Raw genomic sequence first — 20,890 nt, forward strand, 5'->3', positions numbered from 1 at the left:
TATTACAAATCTAATAATCTTATTCACCTTTTTTTGTTTATAACTGTTTTTCTTTTATTTTAAGAGGTTTTTGGCTAATCTCCTCATACTGATTACGCGAGCGAAAAATATCTATTGCAAGATAGACTGCTTCTTTAAACGAATTGTAATCTGCCATGTCTTTTCCGGCAATATCGTAAGCTGTACCGTGATCTGGAGAAGTTCTAACCTTATTTAAACCCGCTGTATAATTAACTCCTTTTCCAAAAGACAGAGTTTTGAACGGAATTAATCCTTGATCGTGATACATAGCCACAATCGCATCATATTTTTCATATTGGCCACTTCCAAAGAAACCATCTGCTGGAAAAGGTCCAAAAACCATTGTTCCAGATTCAAATAATTTCTTCAAAACTGGTTTTAAAACCAAATCATCTTCTTTTCCGATTACTCCACCATCACCTGCATGCGGATTTAAACCTAAAACAGCGATTTTTGGTTTTACTATACTAAAATCCTGAACCAAAGACTTCCTGATGGTTTCGATCTTTTTAGTAATTAATTCTTCTGTTAAATGAGATGCCACTTCATTTAAAGGAACATGATCGGTAATCAACCCTACCCTCAAATTATCCTGAACCATCATCATGAGTGCATTTCCTTCCAATTCCTGATCCAGATAATCGGTATGTCCTGGAAATTTAAAATCTTCTGATTGGATATTATACTTATTAATAGGTGCTGTTACCAAAACATCAATACTTCCGTCTTTCAAAGCTTTTGTTGCGGCGGCAAATGATTTGATGGCATATTCTCCAATTTTTTCATCGTTTACCCCGAAATTTATATCTACGCCTTCTCTCCAAAGATTAAAAACGTTCACTTTCCCTGGAATAATCTGCTCCAATTTATCAACTCCATGAAACTGAACAGTCGATGTAAAACTTTTTTTAACGAATGACAGAATTTTAGCATTTGCAAAAATAACTGGCGTACACATTTCCAACATACGAGAATCTTCGAATGTTTTTAGTATAACTTCGCTTCCAATACCGTTTAAATCTCCTACTGAAATTCCAACAATTATATTTTCTGCTTTTTTATTCATGAGCTCAGTTTATTTATTACTAATTTTGATGTGCAAATTTAGTAAAATAAAACTACAATGTTCACAGGAATTATAGAAACACTCGGCAGGATTCACGAAATCCAGAAAGACCAAAACAATCTTCATATAACAGTTGACTCTTCCATAACAAATGAATTAAAAATTGACCAAAGCGTTTCGCACAACGGAATATGCCTTACGGTTGTGGCAATTAAAGACTCTTTTTATACCGTAACAGCAATTGACGAAACGATTCTAAAAACCAATATCGGCGACTGGAAGGCTGGAGATATCGTAAATCTAGAAAGAGGAATGAAACTTGGAGATCGTCTAGACGGTCATATTGTGCAAGGCCACGTAGACCAAACCGGAACTTGCATTAAAATTGAAGAAGCTAACGGAAGCTGGAATTACACTTTTGAATACGACAAAAATCTGAACAACATCACCATAGAAAAAGGATCCATTACCGTAAACGGCGTCAGCCTTACAGTTGTAAATTCTAAAACAAATGAATTTAGTGTATCTATCATTCCCTATACTTTTGAACACACTAATTTTAAGGATTTCAAAGTTGGAACAAAAATAAACCTAGAATTTGATGTAGTCGGAAAGTACATCTCAAGACTTTATTCAATAAATAAGTAAAACACTTCTTGTGTTCGCATAAAAAAAGCTTCAGTTAAACTGAAGCTTTTTTTATTTTATTTTTATATATCACGGTTGCCCCTAAAGCCAAGCCACAAATTGCTAAAAGCATAATATGATCATCAATTGGAACCTGATCTCCTCCTTGACAAATTGGCTCACAATCTTCATCAACATTCATCGTACCCATACCTTTTGCTGTTGGCTTAGGCGGAGTCGGCGTAGCTAATGCGATCGTGACATTGAATAACATTATAATAACTGCTAAAAATGGGGCTTTTAGTTTTCTCATAAATTCAAGCTGTTTAAATCAACAAGCTGTAATTATTAAACAAATTATTCTTTTATAGAAATCTCGCACAAATTACGGTTTTCCTCAAAACTTGGACAAAAGTATAAGTTTTTTGCTTAAAAGCAACTTTTAAAACAAAAAACATAACACAAATTTTAACAGTTTTTTGAAGACACCTCCGCATACCTTTTCAGAAAACGATGTAGAGCATAAAAAGCTCATTTTCATTACCGTTATCTATTTTTTTAAGCTTATAAGAATTTCCTGATTTTAAAAAATCTTCTCTGATTTCTATTCAAAATCATGTACGTAAAAACAAAACGATTGGTTTGCAAGGTTTATTATCAAGATTTCGTCATTTTTTTATTTTTGAAAATGGAGAAAACAAAAAAGCCCTAACATTTCTGAAAGGGCTTTGTAATTTCTAAATGAAGTGGTCCCACCTGGGCTCGAACCAGGGACCACCTGATTATGAGTCGTAACCACCCTATTTTCGTTTCTTTTTATAATTTTTCAAACATTTGCAAAACCCTTATAAATAAAGGGCTAATATAAAATAAATTTTCTTTTTTTTTCATCCATTTTCAGTTTTATGCTATTTTTGTGTGCAAATTGTGTGTGCAACAAAAATTAAAAAAAAATGTTTAGTTACTCTAAAGACGGAATAACCGTAGCTTCAATGCTTGATAATAGAAAGGAAAATAAAAACAAATCCTATCCAATTAAAATACGCGTTACACATAAAAGAATACGAAAATACTATTCCACAGGTATAAGTTTAAAATTAGAAGAGTGGGAATTACTTCCAAAAAGCAGAAATAAAGAACTACGAACAGTAAAAGAAAGTATTGAAAATAGTTTTGGTCTAGTAAAAATAAACGTAGAAGCCTTAGCAGAAAAAGGCGGATTTTCATTTGACTCGCTCAACTTAAGACTTAGTAAAGCAACAGGAGATACAGTTAATACAGCTTTTCGCGCAAAAATTGCGAATTTAAAACGAGAAGATCGAATTGGTTCAATGGACATGTCAGTTACAGTTCTGAATAATTTAGAAAAATTTGCTGGTAAAAAACTTTCATTTGAAAGTATATCCGTCGATTGGCTCAAAAAATTTGAAAAGCACTTATTGATTGATAAAAGTCACTCAACAGTCGGAATGCATATGCGAGAGATACGAACAATAATGAATGAAGCTAAAAAAGCAGGAGTTATTAAAGACACACAATATCCATTTGGCAAAGATAAATACGAAATAAAAACTGCAGAAGGTCAAAAGAAAGCATTAACATTACAACAGATTGGTCAAGTTGTACAATTTTCAGATGGAAATGAAACAACTCAAAGATATCGCGATCTTTGGTTTTTTATATATTTATGTAATGGTATAAATGTTGCCGATCTTGTAAAATTAAAATATAAAAACATTAAAGATGGTGAAATTTGTTTTATCCGTCAAAAAACTGAAAAAACAACAAAAACAAGAAAAGAAATTCGAGCAACGGTTACAATGGAAATAAAAAACATAATAGATCGATGGGGAAATCAACCCAATCCAGAAAACTATATTTTTCCTTATATTGACGGAAAAGAAGATGCCGAAAAACGTAAAAGAATTACAAAAGACCTAACAAAACGTATCAACAAACGCATGAAATTAATTGCTAATGAAATTGGAATTGATAACATTACTACATATACAGCAAGACATAGCTTTGCTACTGTATTAAAAAGGAGTGGTGCAAATATTGCATATATTTCTGAAAGTTTAGGTCACAATGACTTAAAAACGACTGAAAGTTATCTAGCTAGTTTCGAAAAAGAAGAACGTCAGAAAAATGCAGGGTTATTAACCAATTTTGGTTGAAATATTATAAATCGTTTAAAAAAAATGATCTGATTTAATTATGGGATTAACATACTTCTAGTTTTTTATCTTCTTTAGGATATGATTATACTCTTCTAGTAACTTTAAATATTTATTTTTCCAATATTCTGGATTTAATTCATCATTGTTATAATCAACAGCAGATTCGTCAACTGTATTTTTATAAATCTTAAATTCTTTGATTTCGTCTTTGAAATCATAATGAATTATTTTACCAATTTGCAATATCATATCTAATGATAAATTGGAATTTTCAAACATAAGATAAACCCACCTTCTACTTTTTGACAATTTTTTAGCTAATTCAGTAATAGGATATCCGCTTTTGTAAACTGCTTTTTTTACTATATCTCCTCTGTGTTCCATATTTCAAATATGAACACATTAGTGAGAAAATATTTTTACAAATAATACACACATATGTGTATTATTTGGTATTTTTACATGATTATCAGTAACATCATATTCACTTATGTGAATTATGTGTGTACAAAATTAAGTTTACAAAACATAATCAACACCAACATGACAAAAAATTTATTGTTCATCGCATTCATCTTCACTTTAACATGTCAATCTCAAACATCTACAGACAAAATCAAATGGAATTACACAGACTACACCCCAAAAACATTTACTTTCAACAAAGCGATTGTTAATTATTTTGTTGAGGAAAACAAAGATTCTCCTAGACTCTCTATGGATATAGTTTCTGACTCTACTGCATCAACCAAAGTAGGCTCAATAAAACTTAGCGAAATATTGCCAACAGAAGTTTTTGACGTCTCTGCATATAGTTATTCCGATAAACTTTATTTAATCAAATCAAATAAGGATGAAAAAATATACATGTTACATGAAGATGTGATGTACTATCAAAATTGGAGTAAGTCAAATGGAACAACATTAACTAAAGAATACACAAAGCCACAAACACTTGCAAAAGAAAAATTAATCTTAGAAAATTATCGATTAAAATTAAAAAACGCATTGTCAACTGTTAGTAAAATAGAAGCTATTAACAACAAACATTTAGTAAACATGGTTAATTCATTTGGCGTAATTGTAGAGCAAAAATACGACCCAGCAAAATTCACAAAAGAAGAAAAAGTCATCTATAAGCAACTAGTCCAAAAATTGAAAATACAGCATGAAGAAATAAAAACAGAGTTAGAGAAAAAAATTGATTCCAAAAAAACACTAACAGAATTAATAAGTATTCCTGACATTAATAAACAGCTTCAAATTGAACACGCCTATAATGATTATTCCTATACAGCATCAAATTGGTAATAAACAGCCCCACACTTATTTTGTGGGGTATTTTTTTTACAATTACACGTTGACTCATTGACTAGCCTATTATTCCTAGAATTACAACTAAAAAATTTCCAACATTATTTGAAGAAATATAAAAATGATAATTTTACATTACTAATATAAATTTGGAAATATGAATATTGGAAAATGTAAATTATGTTTAGAAGAAAACACAGAATTACTTAATGAGTCACATATCATTCCAGATTTTTTCCATGACGGTTTAAAGAATGAAAAAGGGCGTTATAGTCTAATTTTACCAGATGCATATGTAAAAGGAAGAAATCAACATTTAAAAAATCCTTTTGGAGCAATGTATGAATCAGATTTGCTTTGTAAAAAATGTGACAACAATATTATTAGTGGATATGAGACGGCACTTCGTCATATACTAACTCAGAATCGAAATACAAAATATGATTTCAAATATGGAGATAAAAACTATAGATTGTATAAGGATATTGATTATACAAAATTTAAATTAGCTTTACTATCTATTCTCTGGCGTGCTTCAATTGCTAAAAACAAAATGTTTGAACAAGTAAACATTAGCCCTAAACATTTTGAAAACATAAGAAAAATGATACTAAATAATGACGCAAAAAATGTGGAAGATTACCCAGTACTTATGTACTTATTTCATGAGAATGATGAAAAACTAATTACAAATCCTAGATTTCTAGATGAAAAACCAAATCAAAAGGCTCAATTTATCCTAAATGGTTATATGCTTATATTTATTATAGGTACAGACTCAACATTTCAAACATCTTTGCTAGTTCCAAACAATTCCAGAGAACTAGTTTTGGAAATTAAAGAAGACAATTATTTAAAAAACCATATGTGGAACCTAATCGCAATAACAAAAGAAAAACTAAAAAAAAGATCTTAATTGGACATCTAGGAGCGGGAGTTCAACCTATCTTTTTTCAAGCTCGTTAAATCCAATTTTTTGCTATCTCTAATTGATACTTCGCAAGAATTTGCAATTTGTACTAGAGTCGAGTATATCAATTAAGTCATTATCTAAAATCGATTTTTCAAGCCCTAACTTAAAAGTTGCGCCATTAGTGTAGAAAACGTCAATATGATGTAAAGGGTGTCTGTGCTGTTGTTGTTTTTCACTAGCTTCCTTAAACCCCTTTTCATCCATATCATATCTAAGATAACCATCTTCTAGCATTATTAAATCCTTTAATACAGGCCAATAATTACTATTACTTTCGTTTTCTAAATCAATAACTGGATCAATAAAATCAAGACAGTTATCACTGTTAATTAATGGATTCTTTAAAAGAATTATTAAACTTGAAATAGCATAAGAATCTATCTCAATAAGATTTTTAAAATTTAAAGTAACCTCACCTTCCTCACCTATTATTAAATTAAAAGGAAATGTTATCGAATAAATTTTATCTTCACTTACAAAGAAAACTCGATTCATTTTCTCTCTAAAAAAAACAATTTTATTTACTGATTTTACTTTTTCTTCTCTCTTTCCATGTATTATGTATCTGGCAGATTCTAATAATATATCAAGTATTTGGAATTTATCCTTAAGTCGATATTTTGGAAAAAATATTGACAAAGAACTTGGGTCTATTTCTATTTCAAAACTAGTTTTCATTATTAATAAAATTCTTTATTAGCTTGAATAAATTTGATAGTTTTCTCTTTGTCAAATAAGTCAATATCAGTATCAACAATTGCGTTGGAAATTCTACTCCTTATTTTTTTATCAATTTTTAATTCATCGAAAATTTCATTTATGAAATCCGAATAAGAAATATTTTCATTTTCGTTAAATTTTAAGACTTCGCTTTGTATCTTTTCTTTTTCATCTTCAGTAGGCTCGATAGTCTTTATATACCTTTCCTTATTGATGATTTTTAATCCTTCAAGATTGTTTTCAAGACCAAGATTTTTAGTTACTAGTAAATAAGATTGGATAAAAGATCTTGTTAGCATTGTATATAATATATTTCTATATCTATAAGTATTCTGAATACCAGAAGAAAGACAAATAACAAATGGGAATTCTAGTCCTTTTATGTTATTAGTATTTGAAAGGTAAATAGTATTTTCAATTTTGTTTTTATTTTCATAAGCCCTATTTACTGCCCAGCCAATTTCTTTTCCGATTTTAAGAGTTAAACCATCAATATAATTATAAATATCTTTACGATTTTCTTCCATTAAAATAATTGCAATATCATCTGGTCTTAATTCTTTATGTTCGCTTTGTAATTCTTTAATTATTTTTATTACTTCACTTCCATGCGTTGTGTTTTGAAAAATTACACTATCATACCCATCTATATTTAAATTTTCAAACCTCCTAACTGGTTCCCTAAAAAAATGAATTTCTCTATTATCAAATCTTTCTATTTTATAACCAATTGATTTCCAGTATTCATCAGAAAACCAATTTAATTTAACTTCATCAAATAAACCTAAACCAATCGCATGCGCAAACATTAGAGTTCGTGGATCAGTTCGATAACATCTATTTAAAACTATATCAACTTTTAATTCTGTTTTCTTTGTGTTTTCGAAAATATCCTGAAAAATATCACCAGCTATATATACTTTTTTGCGTGCTATCTTGTCACATAATGCAAAAAGAACATCTGGAAAATCTTGCCTCTCATCGATAAGGATATAATCCAAAGCATATTCAAATTCATCATCAGCTAAAGAATTTATATGATTTAAAAGATGACTGAATATTTTTTCATAATCAGTATTTAATTTATTAAATTTAAAAAAAGGTGCCTTGTAAAAATGACATAAATAACTGTAAAATCCAGAATTAGGAAAATTTTTTGATCCCCAAGCATGGGAAACCCATAATTTAGAATTCCATTCAATTTGTTTTTCAACTTTCATGAAATTAAAAAAAGACGGTACTCGTTCTCTCAGTATATTTGATAATGCAATGCTGTGACACATGAAGTAAATCTTTGCATTATCTTCCTTCAAATATATCTCTTTCAATTTATGTAAAAGCAATTCTGTTTTTCCAGTACCTGACAAACCTTGAATCGTTACTATCTTTGTATCGTAGTTTTTATAAATAAATCTCGTTTGCTCACCATCGAACAATATTATATTCTTTTTTACTTTCTCTAATAATGTTTGTGGAACGTCTGTCCCAACCTTATCAATATCATTAATACTTCCAATTAAAAGAGAAATCAACAACTCACTAATTCTCTGTAACTCTAAGGATAATAGATTATCATCCATGATTTTTTGGAAATTAGAAAATTGATTATTTTGAATTTGAACAGTATTATTTTTTTTCCACTCTCTGGATCTGCCAATATATTCTTTGTAATTATATTTATCTGATATAGAACTTAAATCTTCAATAAAATCTCCATAAAACTCATTAAATTGCTCCACATCACCTTCCACATCAATGAAAATAATTTTGTGCTTCGGAGATAGAATAACTATACATTTATTCTGATAAGGATAGGAATATTTTCCACCTAATGGTGCATTAAGTACATAAATCTGTTCACTTGGTCTTTCTTGAATATAATCTTGTAGTTGGTTTAAAAAATCTATATTAAAATCATTTTCTTCTATATCTTTAAAATATAAACTATTTTCCATAAATATAATATAACATTAATCTTGGTTAGACACCCAAATATAAGAAAAACCTTTAATTTGAAAGTCGTTTTTTTAATTGCTTAAGAATTAAAATGGTAAATCATCATCAGCGAAACCATCTACAAGAATTGTTTTATCTTTTGAAAGAGCAATTTGTGTAAGTATGTCTGATCCACTCTTGTCTAAATTTATACCCTTTAATTGCAATTCTTCGATAACAATAGTTTTGAATTCCAATTTATCTATAAGGTGCTTATGTTTAATTGTAAAAATTCTAAATAAATCATCCCATGTCATTGCATATATTTCATAATTTCTAATAGATTGAATTAAGTATTTTTTCCCCTTCTCTTTTTGGCTAACATGTAGATCCCTAATATAATCATCCACTTTTGTTCCTACCAGTATAAATTTCCAAGTTCTAGTAACACTATTAAATCTATCATCTTCAATTATAAATCGAAGATATCGCTCTACTTGTTGAAATTGATCATTTCCTATTATAACACTGGGCCTTTTAAGTTCAACAATAATATTTTCTTCAACTGTAGAATCTGAATCATTAGTGTCAATAATCTCAGACTTCCTCGCAATGAATATATCAGGTCTTTTTAACTTATTTACATGATCAATTTTTTCATTTTTTTTCTTATTATTTTCAAGGTGTGAATAATAGTTATTCAAAAGAATTTCAAAATTCTTATCTGCAGAAACTAAATGGTATTGTTCTCCGAAAATCCAATAGTTTTCCTCTATAATTTTTTGAATATGATTTCTTTCATCGGTAAACTTCTTTAGATCAAAAACTAGTAATTTTAAAATATTAACTATTGTATATCTGTTTTCTAAGAATCTAACCAAATGCGTAATCTGAGAAAGTTTTGTTGATTTTAAAACTGATGAAAGCTCTCTTCTTTCTTCGTCCGTTAACTTAACAACATTATCAATTATACTTAAAACATGCTCTCTTTGGTCTGTATCAAGCAATAGATTTAAAAAGCCAACTATAGTTTTACTCTGTGGAATACTTAAATTTTGAAAAATTTTTGGTTGAACGCTATACAGTTCTTTAACAACATTCTCAAGATCGTCTTTTCTCAACTGTTCATATTTGTTACTTCCAAATATTGGGAAAATATTTCGTTGATTATAACTTTCAATTAGCTCGCCAGCTTTTAAATCTCGTATAAAAGCTTTCTCTTTTTGACCGACTAATTCATTTAGATTCTCCACTAAAAGCTTAAAAACAGGATCACTTTGATTAAACGTTTGATCAAGCACTGGATGATCTAATTTTGTAGGTTTGAAACTATCAAAATAACTAGATTCTATATATACAGAATGGTGAAAATCCGCTGTTTTATTATTAAATGATGTATGTTTCCTATAAGCTTCTTTTTTATCAGTATTTAGAAAGTAATAATAATACTTGTCACCAATTTTCTCATTCCATCTTAAAAAGCTGATTTTGAAAACAAAATCACCATAAGTAATATCTCTGTCCTCAGAATCACCAATTACGCTTTCATAATTTAGTGGTCTGCTATTGATAATAATTTTGTAATCTCTATCCTTATTTAAATATAAAAACCATCCAAATTCATTAGCCAAGTACTTCTCAAAATCTTCATTATCTAACAAATCACCTGTTAAATTATAAAAATCTTCAAATATTACTTTCGTACCAGTTTGGGTATTCTTCTTTATTGATGTATCACCAGTTTGAAAATTCTGGATTTCTTCTCTGTTTATCTGTATAATATAATTTAAATAATGACCTTCTTCAGATATAAATGTTGTATCCCATTTTGCTTTACTACAAAAGATAGAAAAAGAATATCTACCCTTTCCTTTTTTACCTTTAATAAATCCTGTATCTGAAAATGAATTTGCTTTTAATGAGACCATAAAGTTCCCAAAGGTATCTGCAATATTAGAAAAGTTTATACCAGTACCATTATCAGCAATGGAAAAACTCTGAATAGCCTGTATTCCATTTGCTCTGAAATTTATTTCAACTATTGAAGCATTTGCATCAAAACTATTCCAAATATATTCAGCTATCGCCTTCTTATAATCAGTTGGCAAACCACTTCCTTCAATACTTTTTGACGTAAGTTGAGTTGTATGTTTTTTCATTTGCTGTGTAATTGGTTATAAATATAAAGTTTTACTTATAATTAATCATATTTATAGTTTTGGAATTTTAAATAATTTACTAATACAAAAATTTTGAAAAACATTTTAACTAAATATTACTTACTAGAGACAGGATAAATTCAATTTTCATAATATGAATTTAAGAGATTTTCATGTGTTTTATTGTCATTTTTTATTCACTTACTTCATTTATTTCACTTAAACCACAATAATTACCTCAACAACAAAGCACTGAAAAAGTATATAAAATACTGATATACAGATAATTAATAGAAATGAATTTTATTCAACCTAACATTGAGATTCTTTTAAAATAATCACAAATCTGAAACACTGAAGTTTCAGATTAAAAAAATTTAAATGAATACAACACTTGAAAACATTTTTGAAAAAATTGATTTCATTATTGATTCTATAACGAAGATTGAATCAAAACTCAAAACAGAACAAATTATCAAACCCCCTCCTAAAAAACTTTCACTTGATCAAGCAGTACTCTTTTTACAAGAAAAGGGGATAAAAATCTCTAAATCGAGTATTTATAAATTAACATCTAATAATTCTATTTCATTTCGTCGATTTGGAAATCGATTAGTGTTTAGTGAGGACGAATTAGAAAAATGGATCTCGCTTCAATTAAAAGAACAAAATGTACACAAATTAGAATCTGTAAGTAAAATTTCAAATTCTGCACAAAATAAAATACATAAAAATAATGGGAGAAATAGATTTAAATAATATCTATCTAAATATAGATAAAAATAATGATGAAATTAAAAGTGACAGTAATTATCAATCTAGAATTACGAAAGCTGTCTATAAAGACCCTGCATTAAAAGAAATTTTAAATTCAATACCTAAGATTTTTACCGAAACAGAAGGAAGCAAAGTTAAATTAGAAGATGGCTGGGCTGTGCTTGTAATCGAAAATTTATTAGAAGTCAGTGATAAACTAGAGACTAGTTTAGGGTATGAAAACTACCAGATTTATATTTATAGAAAGGCATATTGGAAAATTTTAAATGAAACTTTGTTTAGATGTTTTTTAAGCCAAGTAGCTTTTAAATGTGGAATTCCACTACAATTAGCTAAAAAGGCTTCAACTAGTGAGCATTTATTTTCTCAATTTACATTTGATGCATCATTATTTCTCAAAGATCAAAATAGTAAAACTCATAAAATCAACCTTGCAAATGGCACTTTCCACATTGGATTTGGTGAATCTAATGAAGTAAGTGAACTAAAACCACACAATAAAGAAGATAATTTAAAATATCAACTTTCATTTTGTTATGATCCAACAGCCAAGGCTCCACTTTTCACGAAATATCTCAATAGAGTACTACCCGACTTAGACAGTCAAAAAATTCTTGCAGAATACATTGCGTACACATTGACAAAAAAAATGAAATTAGAAAAAATCTTAATTCTTTATGGATCTGGCTCAAATGGAAAATCTGTTTTATTTGAAATAATTATGGCTTTGTTAGGAAAAGAAAATGTAACAAATTTTGCAATGGAAAGTTTGTGCGATGAAAGAGGATACCATAGAGTACATATAGAATCCAAATTACTTAATTATGCATCCGAGTCTGGCGGAAAAATTAATATCCAAAACTTTAAAAAACTTGTCTCTGGGGAACCAATTGAGGCAAGATCACCACACAAGGAACCTATAATCATAGATGATTACTGCAAATTTATGGTTAATGCAAATAAACTTCCAGAAATAGAACATACTGAGGCTTTTTTTAGAAGACAATTAATATTAGGGTTTAATCAAAAAATTTCAGATGAAGAAAAAGATATTCACTTAGCAAGTAAAATTATAAAAGACGAGTTAAGTGGAGTTTTCAATATAGTCCTAGAAGGTTTGAATAGACTCATTTTACAACAGGGATTTTCGAAATCAACTGTAGCTGAACAAGATTTGATAAAATATAAAGGAGAAACTAACAGTGTTTCACTTTTTATAGATGAGGAAAACTGGAAAAAATCAACGAATACCAGAATAAAACTCAAAGAATTATATTTTAACTACAGAACTTACTGCACAGAAAGTGGTCAACGTCCTTTTTCACAAGCTAATTTCAGCAAAAGATTAACAGAGTTAAATTTTGAAGTTCAACATAAAAGTACTAATAATTACACATTTGTTTGGATTGAAAAAATCATTTTTCCAAACGAAAATGATCCTTTTTTAGAACTTGTTGAAAATGCACACAAAAAATAAACCTATGAGAAATACTATAGTAAGCAAATTTAAAAATTTTAAAGATACCAATCCTAAAGACGTAAGTCTTTGGGATTGGTTACATGACACTACATATAAAGATGAAGTTGAATTTATTCGAAATACTACAAATAAAGATGACCGAACTTTTCTCAAAAGTAAATTACCTGCGATAACTCCAAGTGGAGTTTTTTGTAAAAGAAATGCATCATCCCTGATAAAACATAGCGGATTTATATGTATTGATATTGACGCGGGAGATAACCCAAGAATAAGTAATTTCGAACAACTACGAGATGAATTATCAAAAATAAGCAACATTGCATATGCTTCAGTTTCGGTCAGTGGCAATGGAGTGTTCGCATTGATACCTATTCAATTTCCTGAAAAACACAAGGAACACTTCGAAGCATTAAAAAAATGCTTTGAAAAATTATGTATAACATTAGATAAAGCTTGCAGTGACATTACGAGGCTAAGAGGTTATTCTTATGATGTCAATGCCTATATTAACGAAAATGCAGTTGTCTTTAAACATGTTGTAGAAAATAATCGTAAAGAAAAAGCTTCAAAAGAAAAACTAAACAAGAAAAAAAAGACTTTAAAAAATACTAATAGTAAAGTTATCGACACAATAAATAAAGTTATTAATTCAGGAATAGATCTAACTGAAAAATACGAGCAATGGTTTCAGATTGGCTGTGCATTAGCTAGTGAATTTGGTGAGGAGGGTCGTGAAATGTTTGATTTAATTTCGCAAAATCATCCAAAATATAGTTCAGAAAGCTGTGACAGTTTTTATTCAAAATGTATAGAGAATAATTATGGTTACTCTATTGGAACGTTTTTTTATTGGGCAGAACAATACGGTTTTGTTCAAAAAGGAATTGCTTAAAAAACAACCACAATTAATTAAGTTTAGTTGTGGTTTTTCCCTTTTTTTGAGATTTCATTAAGGCTTGTAAAATATGACAACAGAAACATCAAAAAATTCAAAAACTTTAGAAATCACGATATTTTTTTCTTAATTGAATTCATTAAATTCTTCGATTGTCTTATAACCTAAAAATGAATGCCTCCTTTTTTTATTATACCAATTTTCAATATATTCCTGTACCTCAACTCTCATCTGTTTTCTCGGCAGAAGTTTGTTTCGATTAATTAATTCCCTTTTGAAAGACCCAAAAAAGCTTTCAGACACAGAATTATCATTATGATTTTGTTTACGACTCATACTACGTGTTACACACTTATAAGATTCTAATTTACTAGTGAAAATTTTGTTGGCGTATTGAACACCTCTATCAGAATGGAATATTAAATTTTTCGTAATTTTTCTTTTAGTAACAGCCATATCCCATGCAGGTAAAATTGTTGCTTTAGTGCTCATTTTTGTGCTTAAACTCCATCCTATGATTTTCCTATCAAATAAATCCATAATAATGGTAAGATATAAAAAGCCTTTGGTTGTCTGTATATATGTAATGTCTGAAACCCAAGCTACATCAGGCTCACTAACCCTAAATTCTCTATTTAAAACATTTGGAACTACATAGTTATTATGATATGAGTCAGTTGTCACTTTATAATTTCTTTTAGCTATGCTACGCAAACCTAGCATTCTCATGTAAAATTTTACTGAAGAGTTTTTTATCTTAAATCCTCTACTTTGAAGTTCCTTTGTAATTTTAGTGCATCCATAGCCTTTTTCAAATTCATAAAATATGGATGTAATTTCTTGTTTTAATAAAATTACTCTAGCCTCTGTATCTGTAATCTCCTGCTTTTTTCTTCTATAATATGTTGTTTCCGATACTTCTAACACGGCACATATTTTTTGAATCGAATATTGTGATTTATTGTTTTCAATGAAATTTTTAGTCATTATTTTTCCTTTCGAAACATATCTGGTTCCTTTTTTTAAAATTTCCAGCGTAATTTTTGAATCTTTGATTTTTTTTTCAAGACTGGTAATGACGGCTTGTTGAGGAGTCATTTTTGGATGACCACATCCGCAGAAACTGCCTGTTCCATATTTTTCAAAGTCTTGTCTCCATTTGTATAGGTAATCAGGAGCTATTCCCAGCTCTCTTGCAAAACCTGCAATCTGCCCTTTTCCTCGCTCATAACTTAATTTAACTGCATTCTCTTTGAAAGTACGTTCATAGTGTTTCATATCTCATAGATTGAAGTTTGATATTTATCGCAGAATTTCTTTATTATTAATTTTCTTTCAGACATTCAGATATTTTCTCTACCATCTGTTCTTTAGTTAAATACACATTTAAATCCGCCAGTTTAGACTTAAGGGAAGTAAAATAGCTTTCGCACACAGAATTGTCAGAATGATTTCCTTTTCGATTCATGCTTCGTCTAATGAACTTATAGGAGTTTAATTTACGAGTAAATATCTTGTTTGCGTATTGAGCCGATCTGTCAGAATGAAATAATAAACCTTCTTTTGTTTTCCTGTTTTTAACTGCCATCGTCCAAGATGGCATTGCGGTTTCTCTGACGGTCAATCCATTACTCAAGCTCCAGCCTATAATTTTCCTGTCAAACAAATCCATAATAATAGTTAAAAACAAAAGTCCGTCCATCGTTTGGATACGACTTATTCCTGAAACCCAAGTTTTAGAAGGTTCTTCAACTGTGAATTGTTGATCTAAAATATTAGGAAAAATATAAGGATTGTAACGCGAAACATTTTTGACCTTATAAGTTCCTCTCAGCTTGCTGACCAGACCTAGTTCTCTCATATGACTACAAACTTGCCGTGCTGAAATCGTAAAACCTCGACTTCGTAATTCAGCTGCAATTCTCCTGCTACCATATATTTTTTTGTATTCAAAAAAAATTGAAGTTATTTCTTTCTTTAATAAATTTGTTCTACTCTCTGTCGGAGAAATCACCTGACTTTTCCATCTAATATATGCATTTCTGCTAACTCCAAAAACTTTGCATATTTTTTTGAGCGTATACTTTTCTACATTATTTTCAATAAAATGATAGGTCATTGATCTCCCTTGAGAAACATACTTATGCCCACTTTTAAAAATCTCAATTTTAAGTAATGATTCTTTAAGCTCTCTTTTTAGTTTTCTTTGTTTTTCAGAAAATAGTTTTTCTTCAGGCGTAAGTCTGGACTTTCCTGTTCCGCAAAAACTTGACTCTCCATATTTCAGAAACTCTCTTCGCCATCTACTTATATGTGATGATGCTATACCAAGTTCTCTTGAAGCTTTTCTCACGCCCAATTCAGAACCCAATTGAATTGCTTTAAATTTGAAATTTCTATCGTAAATTTTACATTCCATTTCTTAAATTTCAAGTACTATTCTCATGTGAATTTAAGAAATATTATGATGCCGATATATAAATAATTCAATATCAGCTTAATGTAAGTATTTTCTATTTAACTAATTGAAGAATTATTTGGGATGATAAATAATAATACAAATAAATATCTTTTATTATTAAATCACAGATTTCACTAGATATATTTTTATCATAAATTATCCAAATTTAGTAATTGCAGAAAGTTGTGTGCAAATTGTGTGCAACAAGCAAAAAAAAAGCACTTACAAATTTCTTCGTAAGTGCTTGGCTTTCAACCAGTGGTCCCACCTGGGCTCGAACCAGGGACCACCTGATTATGAGTCAGGTGCTCTAACCAGCTGAGCTATAGGACCGGTTTAGAGGATGCAATATTACTACTATTTTTCATTCACTCCAAATATTTTAAGACATCATTTGAATTTAATTTTAAATCTTTCTTCGAATCTTAAAAACGAAATTGATTTTCAACACCTTATTTAAAAACTAAAAAGAGATTTTTTTATTTAATTTCCTGACAAAGCTCTACCAAAACGCCATTTGTGTTCTTTGGATGCAAAAAAACAACCCATTTATTGTCTGCGCCTTTCTTCGGAACTTCATTAATTAAAACAAAACCTTCGTTTTTTAAACGTATAATTTCAGCTTCGATATTATCAACATCAAAAGCGATGTGGTGAATCCCCTCTCCCTTTTTTTCCAAAAATTTCGCAATCGGACTTTCCGGATTGGTTGCAACTAGAAGTTCTATTTTATTATTTCCTGTTTGAAAAAAGGACGTTAGAACACCTTCGCTTTCTACCGCTTCCATTTTATAGGATGGAACACCCAACATTTTTTCAAACAAAACATTGGCATCATCCATATTTTTCACCGCAATTCCGATATGTTCAATTTTGTTTACCATGTCTGCAATTTATTGGTTGATATAAGTATTGAAATAACCGCATTCTGCAATTACATCCTGATAATATTTGGTATCAGAATAGTCTTTTCTTAAAGTTTTAAATGAATTCCAAGCAATAAAATTAACTTTGTCATCCTGAATATCCCAATAGTTGTTTATAGCACTGTATTTTTTATTGTAATATTCGTTTCGCTCGCATTTCGAAATCAGATACAAACATTTTGCTTTTTGTTCTTTGTTTGATGCCGCTTCAAAAGCTTTCTGATAATACATTTTAGAAACCGAATTATTGGTAATCATTTCTTTCATCGCATTTCTAAATGAATAAGGACTCGAACCGTAACCTACAATACTAATTTCGTAAAAAGTTCTTCCGTTTCCAAAATGAGAAATATTATAAAACGCATTTCCAAGCAAAAGACTATTTGTGTAAACATCTTCTTTTTTTGTTAGCTTATCCTGCATTTCTTTTATAGTTGTCAAGAAATCCATGTACGTATACTTTCTTTTTTGATACGCAACGTGATCACAATCGTGACAGTCTTTTATACTTCCATTAAACGGATTTCCTAAAAATTTATAATATTGAACAGAATCCGCCTGTTTCAGAAACTCAATCGCCTCCGGAATTTTATTTTTGAAAGTCGCCTGAACTGCCTGGAAATTATTAATATCCTTTAATTTCAAACTGTAAATTCCAGCACCAATTTTTTCGATTTCAGATTTATTCGATTTCTCCAAAAAGCTTTTCATTTCCAGCAAACTCTTTTCGTTATCATAAAATGAATTCCCATCGTTCCAGTAGCTGTAACGTGATTCATTAAACAATTCTGCCATTACCCAATTTGGTTTTGATTTGTATAAAGAAGACAAATAATTTTTACTCCATTGGGCAGCATTCTGATAACGGAATTCATTGCCTTTATACGTTTTCGGCAATTCGAAATAAAGCCAGTTTAAATCTGCCAAAACAGTTTTCACATTTGTATCGTCTAGCTTTTCAATCTTGCTCAGATTATTTACAAAACGCAACAATCGAATTTGATAATTTGCCAATTCTGTTTTAGGAAGCGTTTTTGCTGCTTTGTTGTAATTTTTATCTGCATTGGCATAATCTCCTTTTAAGGTTTGCAAATATCCGATCGCAATATCCCACAAATACGGTTTTTCTGTATTTCCTGCCGCAGCAATTTTAGCAATTAAATCAACTGCACTGTTGTCAATTTTCGCCTTGTTTTCTGTTTTGTTTTCGGCAACCGTTTGTGATTTTTTCGGCTGATTTTCTCCTCCGTTTTGCTGAAATGAATTGTTCATTTTTTGCTCTAAAGAATTAACCAATCTGGTAGCCAGATAATTCAAATGTTCGCTTTTTGGATCTAATTCGTAGATTTTTTCAATTGCTTGTTTTTCATCTTTATAATATCCATGAATAGCCCAAAGTGCAGCTTTTTCTTTGTTGTTTTTTGCCATCGCTAAAGCTTTTGTCCAGTCTGATTCATTTTTTGGATGAAAACTATAAGCCGTTACCACTCTTAGCTCGGGGCATTTATCAAAAACCTGAGCATACAAATAATTCGAAACTGCGTATTTTTTTTGTTTGAAATTAATTCCGGCAACATAAGCCAACGCACGATAATACAAGGTATTTTTAGCAACTGAACTTTCTGTTTTATTAAAAAAGTCAATTGCTTTTTGTTTGTCATTGCTATAAAAACGTGCTTTCATGGTCAGGAACCAATATCTATTTTTCAAAAACGGATCAGACAAAGTGTTGTAGACATTTTCGATCGACTGAATCATTTTGGCATCATTAAATGTTTTTGCCACCACAGGATCGTAACTCCAATAATCTTCTCCAATAGAAACGGTTTCTATTTTTTGGGCCAAATATAAAAACTCGACAAAGTTTTTAACTTTTTCATCTTTCAAATTCAGCTTTTTACTCCATTTTTGTGTGCTTTTATTTTCTTTTTTTGTTTTATAAAAAACATGCAAATCTGTAATTTCTTCTTTGTTTTTGATTGCATTTTTGTCATCCGAATAATATCTTGGTTTTTCGTCTCCAATCAAAAAATAATTTACCGTTGTCGTATCGACTTTTCCTTTAAGATAATCTGCCCAATCTGACTTTATATTTTTATTGAAACGCGAATTATGCTGCGTATCAAATCCAATTCCGTAAAAAATTCCGCCCGATAAGAATAAAGGCGAATACGACTTGTCGGCAAAAGTTTCTGGCGTAAAATTAGAATTGTAACCAAAAAAATCCCAGTCGTCTCCTCCGGCGCAGGCATATATAATTCCGTATGCAGAAAGCAAAACGGCACTAGAAACAAGAAATAATTTGCTCAAAAGTGTTCTTTTCATAATTATTTAAATTGAATTCGTCTAAATCGTAAAATATAATTTCGTTTGGCTTCCTGATAAGATTATCTTTCAAATCTTTTGCCATTTCTTTCAAATCTTCTGTTTTAATTTCTTCTATTTTCAACAAATCATTCTCTTCATAAAAAACTCCATTTTTATAATTAGATTGTTTTACCCTAAAGAAAATCGGACTTGTTTTTTCAAAATTCGGATCTTTCTCTAATGCTTTCGTATTCATTTTAGAACGAAGACCGATTACTGTATTATTTCTAATATGAACTCCCCAGGAATAAATCGGAAATGCAAAATCGAGATGAAGCGGATATCTCTTTAAACTTTTAAGATATCGCTCTGCCACTTTTTGATCGTAGATAGAATTAAGAGAATCTGGCGCAATCGATCCCATATTATAATACATCAAAACACCTGAATCGACATTTGGAATTTTTGTTTTTTTGAAATATTTGACCTGATGTAATCGAATCGTAGCAGAAAGTTTTTTCTTCGAAACTTTCTTAAAAACTTCAATAAATTTTAAATAATTGTTTTTACTGCTTAAAGTCCAATCGCAGTCAATTTGAATTTGCTCACAGGTAATTTTATTTTTAGAATTTATTTCTTCTATAAAATCAAAGGTTTTTTGAGCCAATTCATTTACATCAAGATTCTTTTCCAACATCACTTTATTCTGGATAAAAACAACAGGAACAATTGTATATTCTCCCGGATTGTCTTGAAAGCGAATCGGACTAATTGGGATTGGAAATTTATTTTCAGGATGCAATCCGATGTCAAAATACCGAATATAAAGTTTGTGAACATTATTCTCTTTCAAAACTTCTTTTTCTGTTTTTGAAAATTTAAATATTGTTTTCCAATAATAAAAAGAGACAATCGGTTTTTCGGTTTTGCTGCAGGACAACAGCAAAAAGATACATAAAATTGAAAAAAAACGTTTTAACAAAACTCAGAAAATTACATTTAGAATCAAAAGTAAGAAATTATGTCTTTTTAAAATATTCAAATTATAA

At 29.6% G+C, this 20,890-nt stretch carries 18 protein-coding genes and 1 tRNA gene; 7 read left to right on the forward strand and 12 right to left on the reverse strand.

Annotation, left to right across the window (positions count from 1 at the left end; all coding sequences use genetic code 11):
- Nucleotides 1-37: 37 nt before the first annotated feature.
- Nucleotides 38-1,087: a 4-hydroxythreonine-4-phosphate dehydrogenase PdxA gene (gene pdxA, locus K6T82_RS21260; protein WP_223710404.1), complete on the reverse strand. Its 1,050-nt coding sequence runs from the start codon at nt 1,085-1,087 to the stop codon at nt 38-40.
- A 57-nt stretch (nt 1,088-1,144) separates the two neighbouring features.
- Here pdxA and K6T82_RS21265 point away from each other — a divergent pair, with 57 nt between their 5' ends.
- Complete coding sequence (locus K6T82_RS21265) at nt 1,145-1,735, forward strand: riboflavin synthase (RefSeq protein ID WP_223710406.1); 591 nt, start codon at nt 1,145-1,147, stop codon at nt 1,733-1,735.
- A gap of 34 nt (nt 1,736-1,769) precedes the next feature.
- On the opposite strand, the gene K6T82_RS21270 is transcribed toward K6T82_RS21265, so the two are convergent.
- Nucleotides 1,770-2,027 (reverse strand): hypothetical protein, encoded by a 258-nt coding sequence (locus K6T82_RS21270; RefSeq protein ID WP_223710408.1) that lies wholly within the window; start codon nt 2,025-2,027, stop codon nt 1,770-1,772.
- 640 nt (nt 2,028-2,667) lie between these two features.
- Between K6T82_RS21270 and K6T82_RS21275 the strand changes: the two genes are divergently transcribed.
- Complete coding sequence (locus K6T82_RS21275) at nt 2,668-3,891, forward strand: site-specific integrase (RefSeq protein ID WP_223710410.1); 1,224 nt, start codon at nt 2,668-2,670, stop codon at nt 3,889-3,891.
- Nucleotides 3,892-3,948: 57 nt separating this feature from the next.
- On the opposite strand, the gene K6T82_RS21280 is transcribed toward K6T82_RS21275, so the two are convergent.
- Nucleotides 3,949-4,278, reverse strand: coding sequence for a hypothetical protein (locus K6T82_RS21280; RefSeq protein ID WP_223710413.1), 330 nt, complete (start codon nt 4,276-4,278; stop codon nt 3,949-3,951).
- Between the two features lie 159 nt (nt 4,279-4,437).
- On the opposite strand from K6T82_RS21280, the gene K6T82_RS21285 reads away from it, so the two are divergent.
- Entirely contained in the window at nt 4,438-5,205 is a 768-nt protein-coding gene (locus K6T82_RS21285; RefSeq protein ID WP_223710415.1) for a hypothetical protein, read from the forward strand.
- Nucleotides 5,206-5,365: 160 nt separating this feature from the next.
- Nucleotides 5,366-6,124 (forward strand): hypothetical protein, encoded by a 759-nt coding sequence (locus tag K6T82_RS21290; RefSeq protein WP_223710417.1) that lies wholly within the window; start codon nt 5,366-5,368, stop codon nt 6,122-6,124.
- A gap of 69 nt (nt 6,125-6,193) precedes the next feature.
- On the opposite strand, the gene K6T82_RS21295 is transcribed toward K6T82_RS21290, so the two are convergent.
- The 3 genes from K6T82_RS21295 to K6T82_RS21305 all read right to left on the reverse strand — a co-directional run bounded on the left by K6T82_RS21295 (nt 6,194) and on the right by K6T82_RS21305 (nt 10,995).
- Nucleotides 6,194-6,859, reverse strand: a complete 666-nt coding sequence (locus K6T82_RS21295) for an STM2766 family helicase-associated protein (protein ID WP_223710419.1) — start codon at nt 6,857-6,859, stop codon at nt 6,194-6,196.
- A 2-nt stretch (nt 6,860-6,861) separates the two neighbouring features.
- The gene (locus K6T82_RS21300) at nt 6,862-8,856 is read right to left on the reverse strand and encodes an STM2767 family DEAD/DEAH box helicase (protein ID WP_223710421.1); all 1,995 of its coding nucleotides are present in this window, start codon (nt 8,854-8,856) and stop codon (nt 6,862-6,864) included.
- A gap of 87 nt (nt 8,857-8,943) precedes the next feature.
- Entirely contained in the window at nt 8,944-10,995 is a 2,052-nt protein-coding gene (locus tag K6T82_RS21305) for an ATP-binding protein (RefSeq protein ID WP_223710424.1), read from the reverse strand.
- 381 nt (nt 10,996-11,376) lie between these two features.
- On the opposite strand from K6T82_RS21305, the gene K6T82_RS21310 reads away from it, so the two are divergent.
- Genes K6T82_RS21310 through K6T82_RS21320 form a run of 3 tightly spaced genes read left to right on the forward strand, consistent with a single transcriptional unit; the run spans nt 11,377 to nt 14,144 of the window.
- On the forward strand, nt 11,377-11,754 hold the full coding sequence (locus tag K6T82_RS21310) for a helix-turn-helix domain-containing protein (RefSeq protein WP_223710426.1): 378 nt from the start codon (nt 11,377-11,379) through the stop codon (nt 11,752-11,754).
- On the forward strand, nt 11,732-13,249 hold the full coding sequence (locus K6T82_RS21315) for a DNA primase family protein (protein WP_223710429.1): 1,518 nt from the start codon (nt 11,732-11,734) through the stop codon (nt 13,247-13,249). The genes K6T82_RS21310 and K6T82_RS21315 overlap by 23 nt, the downstream gene beginning before the upstream one ends.
- 4 nt (nt 13,250-13,253) lie before the next feature.
- Nucleotides 13,254-14,144 (forward strand): BT4734/BF3469 family protein, encoded by an 891-nt coding sequence (locus K6T82_RS21320; RefSeq protein WP_223710431.1) that lies wholly within the window; start codon nt 13,254-13,256, stop codon nt 14,142-14,144.
- Nucleotides 14,145-14,273: 129 nt separating this feature from the next.
- Here the strand turns inward: K6T82_RS21320 and K6T82_RS21325 are convergent, their stop codons facing one another.
- The 6 genes from K6T82_RS21325 to K6T82_RS21350 all read right to left on the reverse strand — a co-directional run bounded on the left by K6T82_RS21325 (nt 14,274) and on the right by K6T82_RS21350 (nt 20,694).
- Nucleotides 14,274-15,425: an IS3 family transposase gene (locus K6T82_RS21325; protein WP_223710433.1), complete on the reverse strand. Its 1,152-nt coding sequence runs from the start codon at nt 15,423-15,425 to the stop codon at nt 14,274-14,276.
- 46 nt (nt 15,426-15,471) lie between these two features.
- Complete coding sequence (locus K6T82_RS21330) at nt 15,472-16,566, reverse strand: IS3 family transposase (protein WP_223710435.1); 1,095 nt, start codon at nt 16,564-16,566, stop codon at nt 15,472-15,474.
- A gap of 301 nt (nt 16,567-16,867) precedes the next feature.
- Nucleotides 16,868-16,941: transfer RNA gene (locus tag K6T82_RS21335), tRNA-Ile, on the reverse strand.
- A 146-nt stretch (nt 16,942-17,087) separates the two neighbouring features.
- Nucleotides 17,088-17,492, reverse strand: coding sequence for a methylmalonyl-CoA epimerase (mce, locus tag K6T82_RS21340; RefSeq protein ID WP_223710437.1), 405 nt, complete (start codon nt 17,490-17,492; stop codon nt 17,088-17,090).
- A gap of 9 nt (nt 17,493-17,501) precedes the next feature.
- Nucleotides 17,502-19,859 carry a hypothetical protein gene (locus tag K6T82_RS21345; RefSeq protein WP_223710439.1) on the reverse strand — a complete coding sequence of 786 codons (2,358 nt, stop codon included), beginning with the start codon at nt 19,857-19,859 and terminating at the stop codon, nt 17,502-17,504.
- Complete coding sequence (locus tag K6T82_RS21350; RefSeq protein WP_223710441.1) at nt 19,819-20,694, reverse strand: hypothetical protein; 876 nt, start codon at nt 20,692-20,694, stop codon at nt 19,819-19,821. The genes K6T82_RS21345 and K6T82_RS21350 overlap by 41 nt, the downstream gene beginning before the upstream one ends.
- Between the last annotated feature and the right edge of the window lie 196 nt (nt 20,695-20,890).

The organism is Flavobacterium potami (assembly GCF_020026915.1).
In the GTDB taxonomy this organism is placed as follows: Bacteria; Bacteroidota; Bacteroidia; order Flavobacteriales; family Flavobacteriaceae; genus Flavobacterium; species Flavobacterium potami.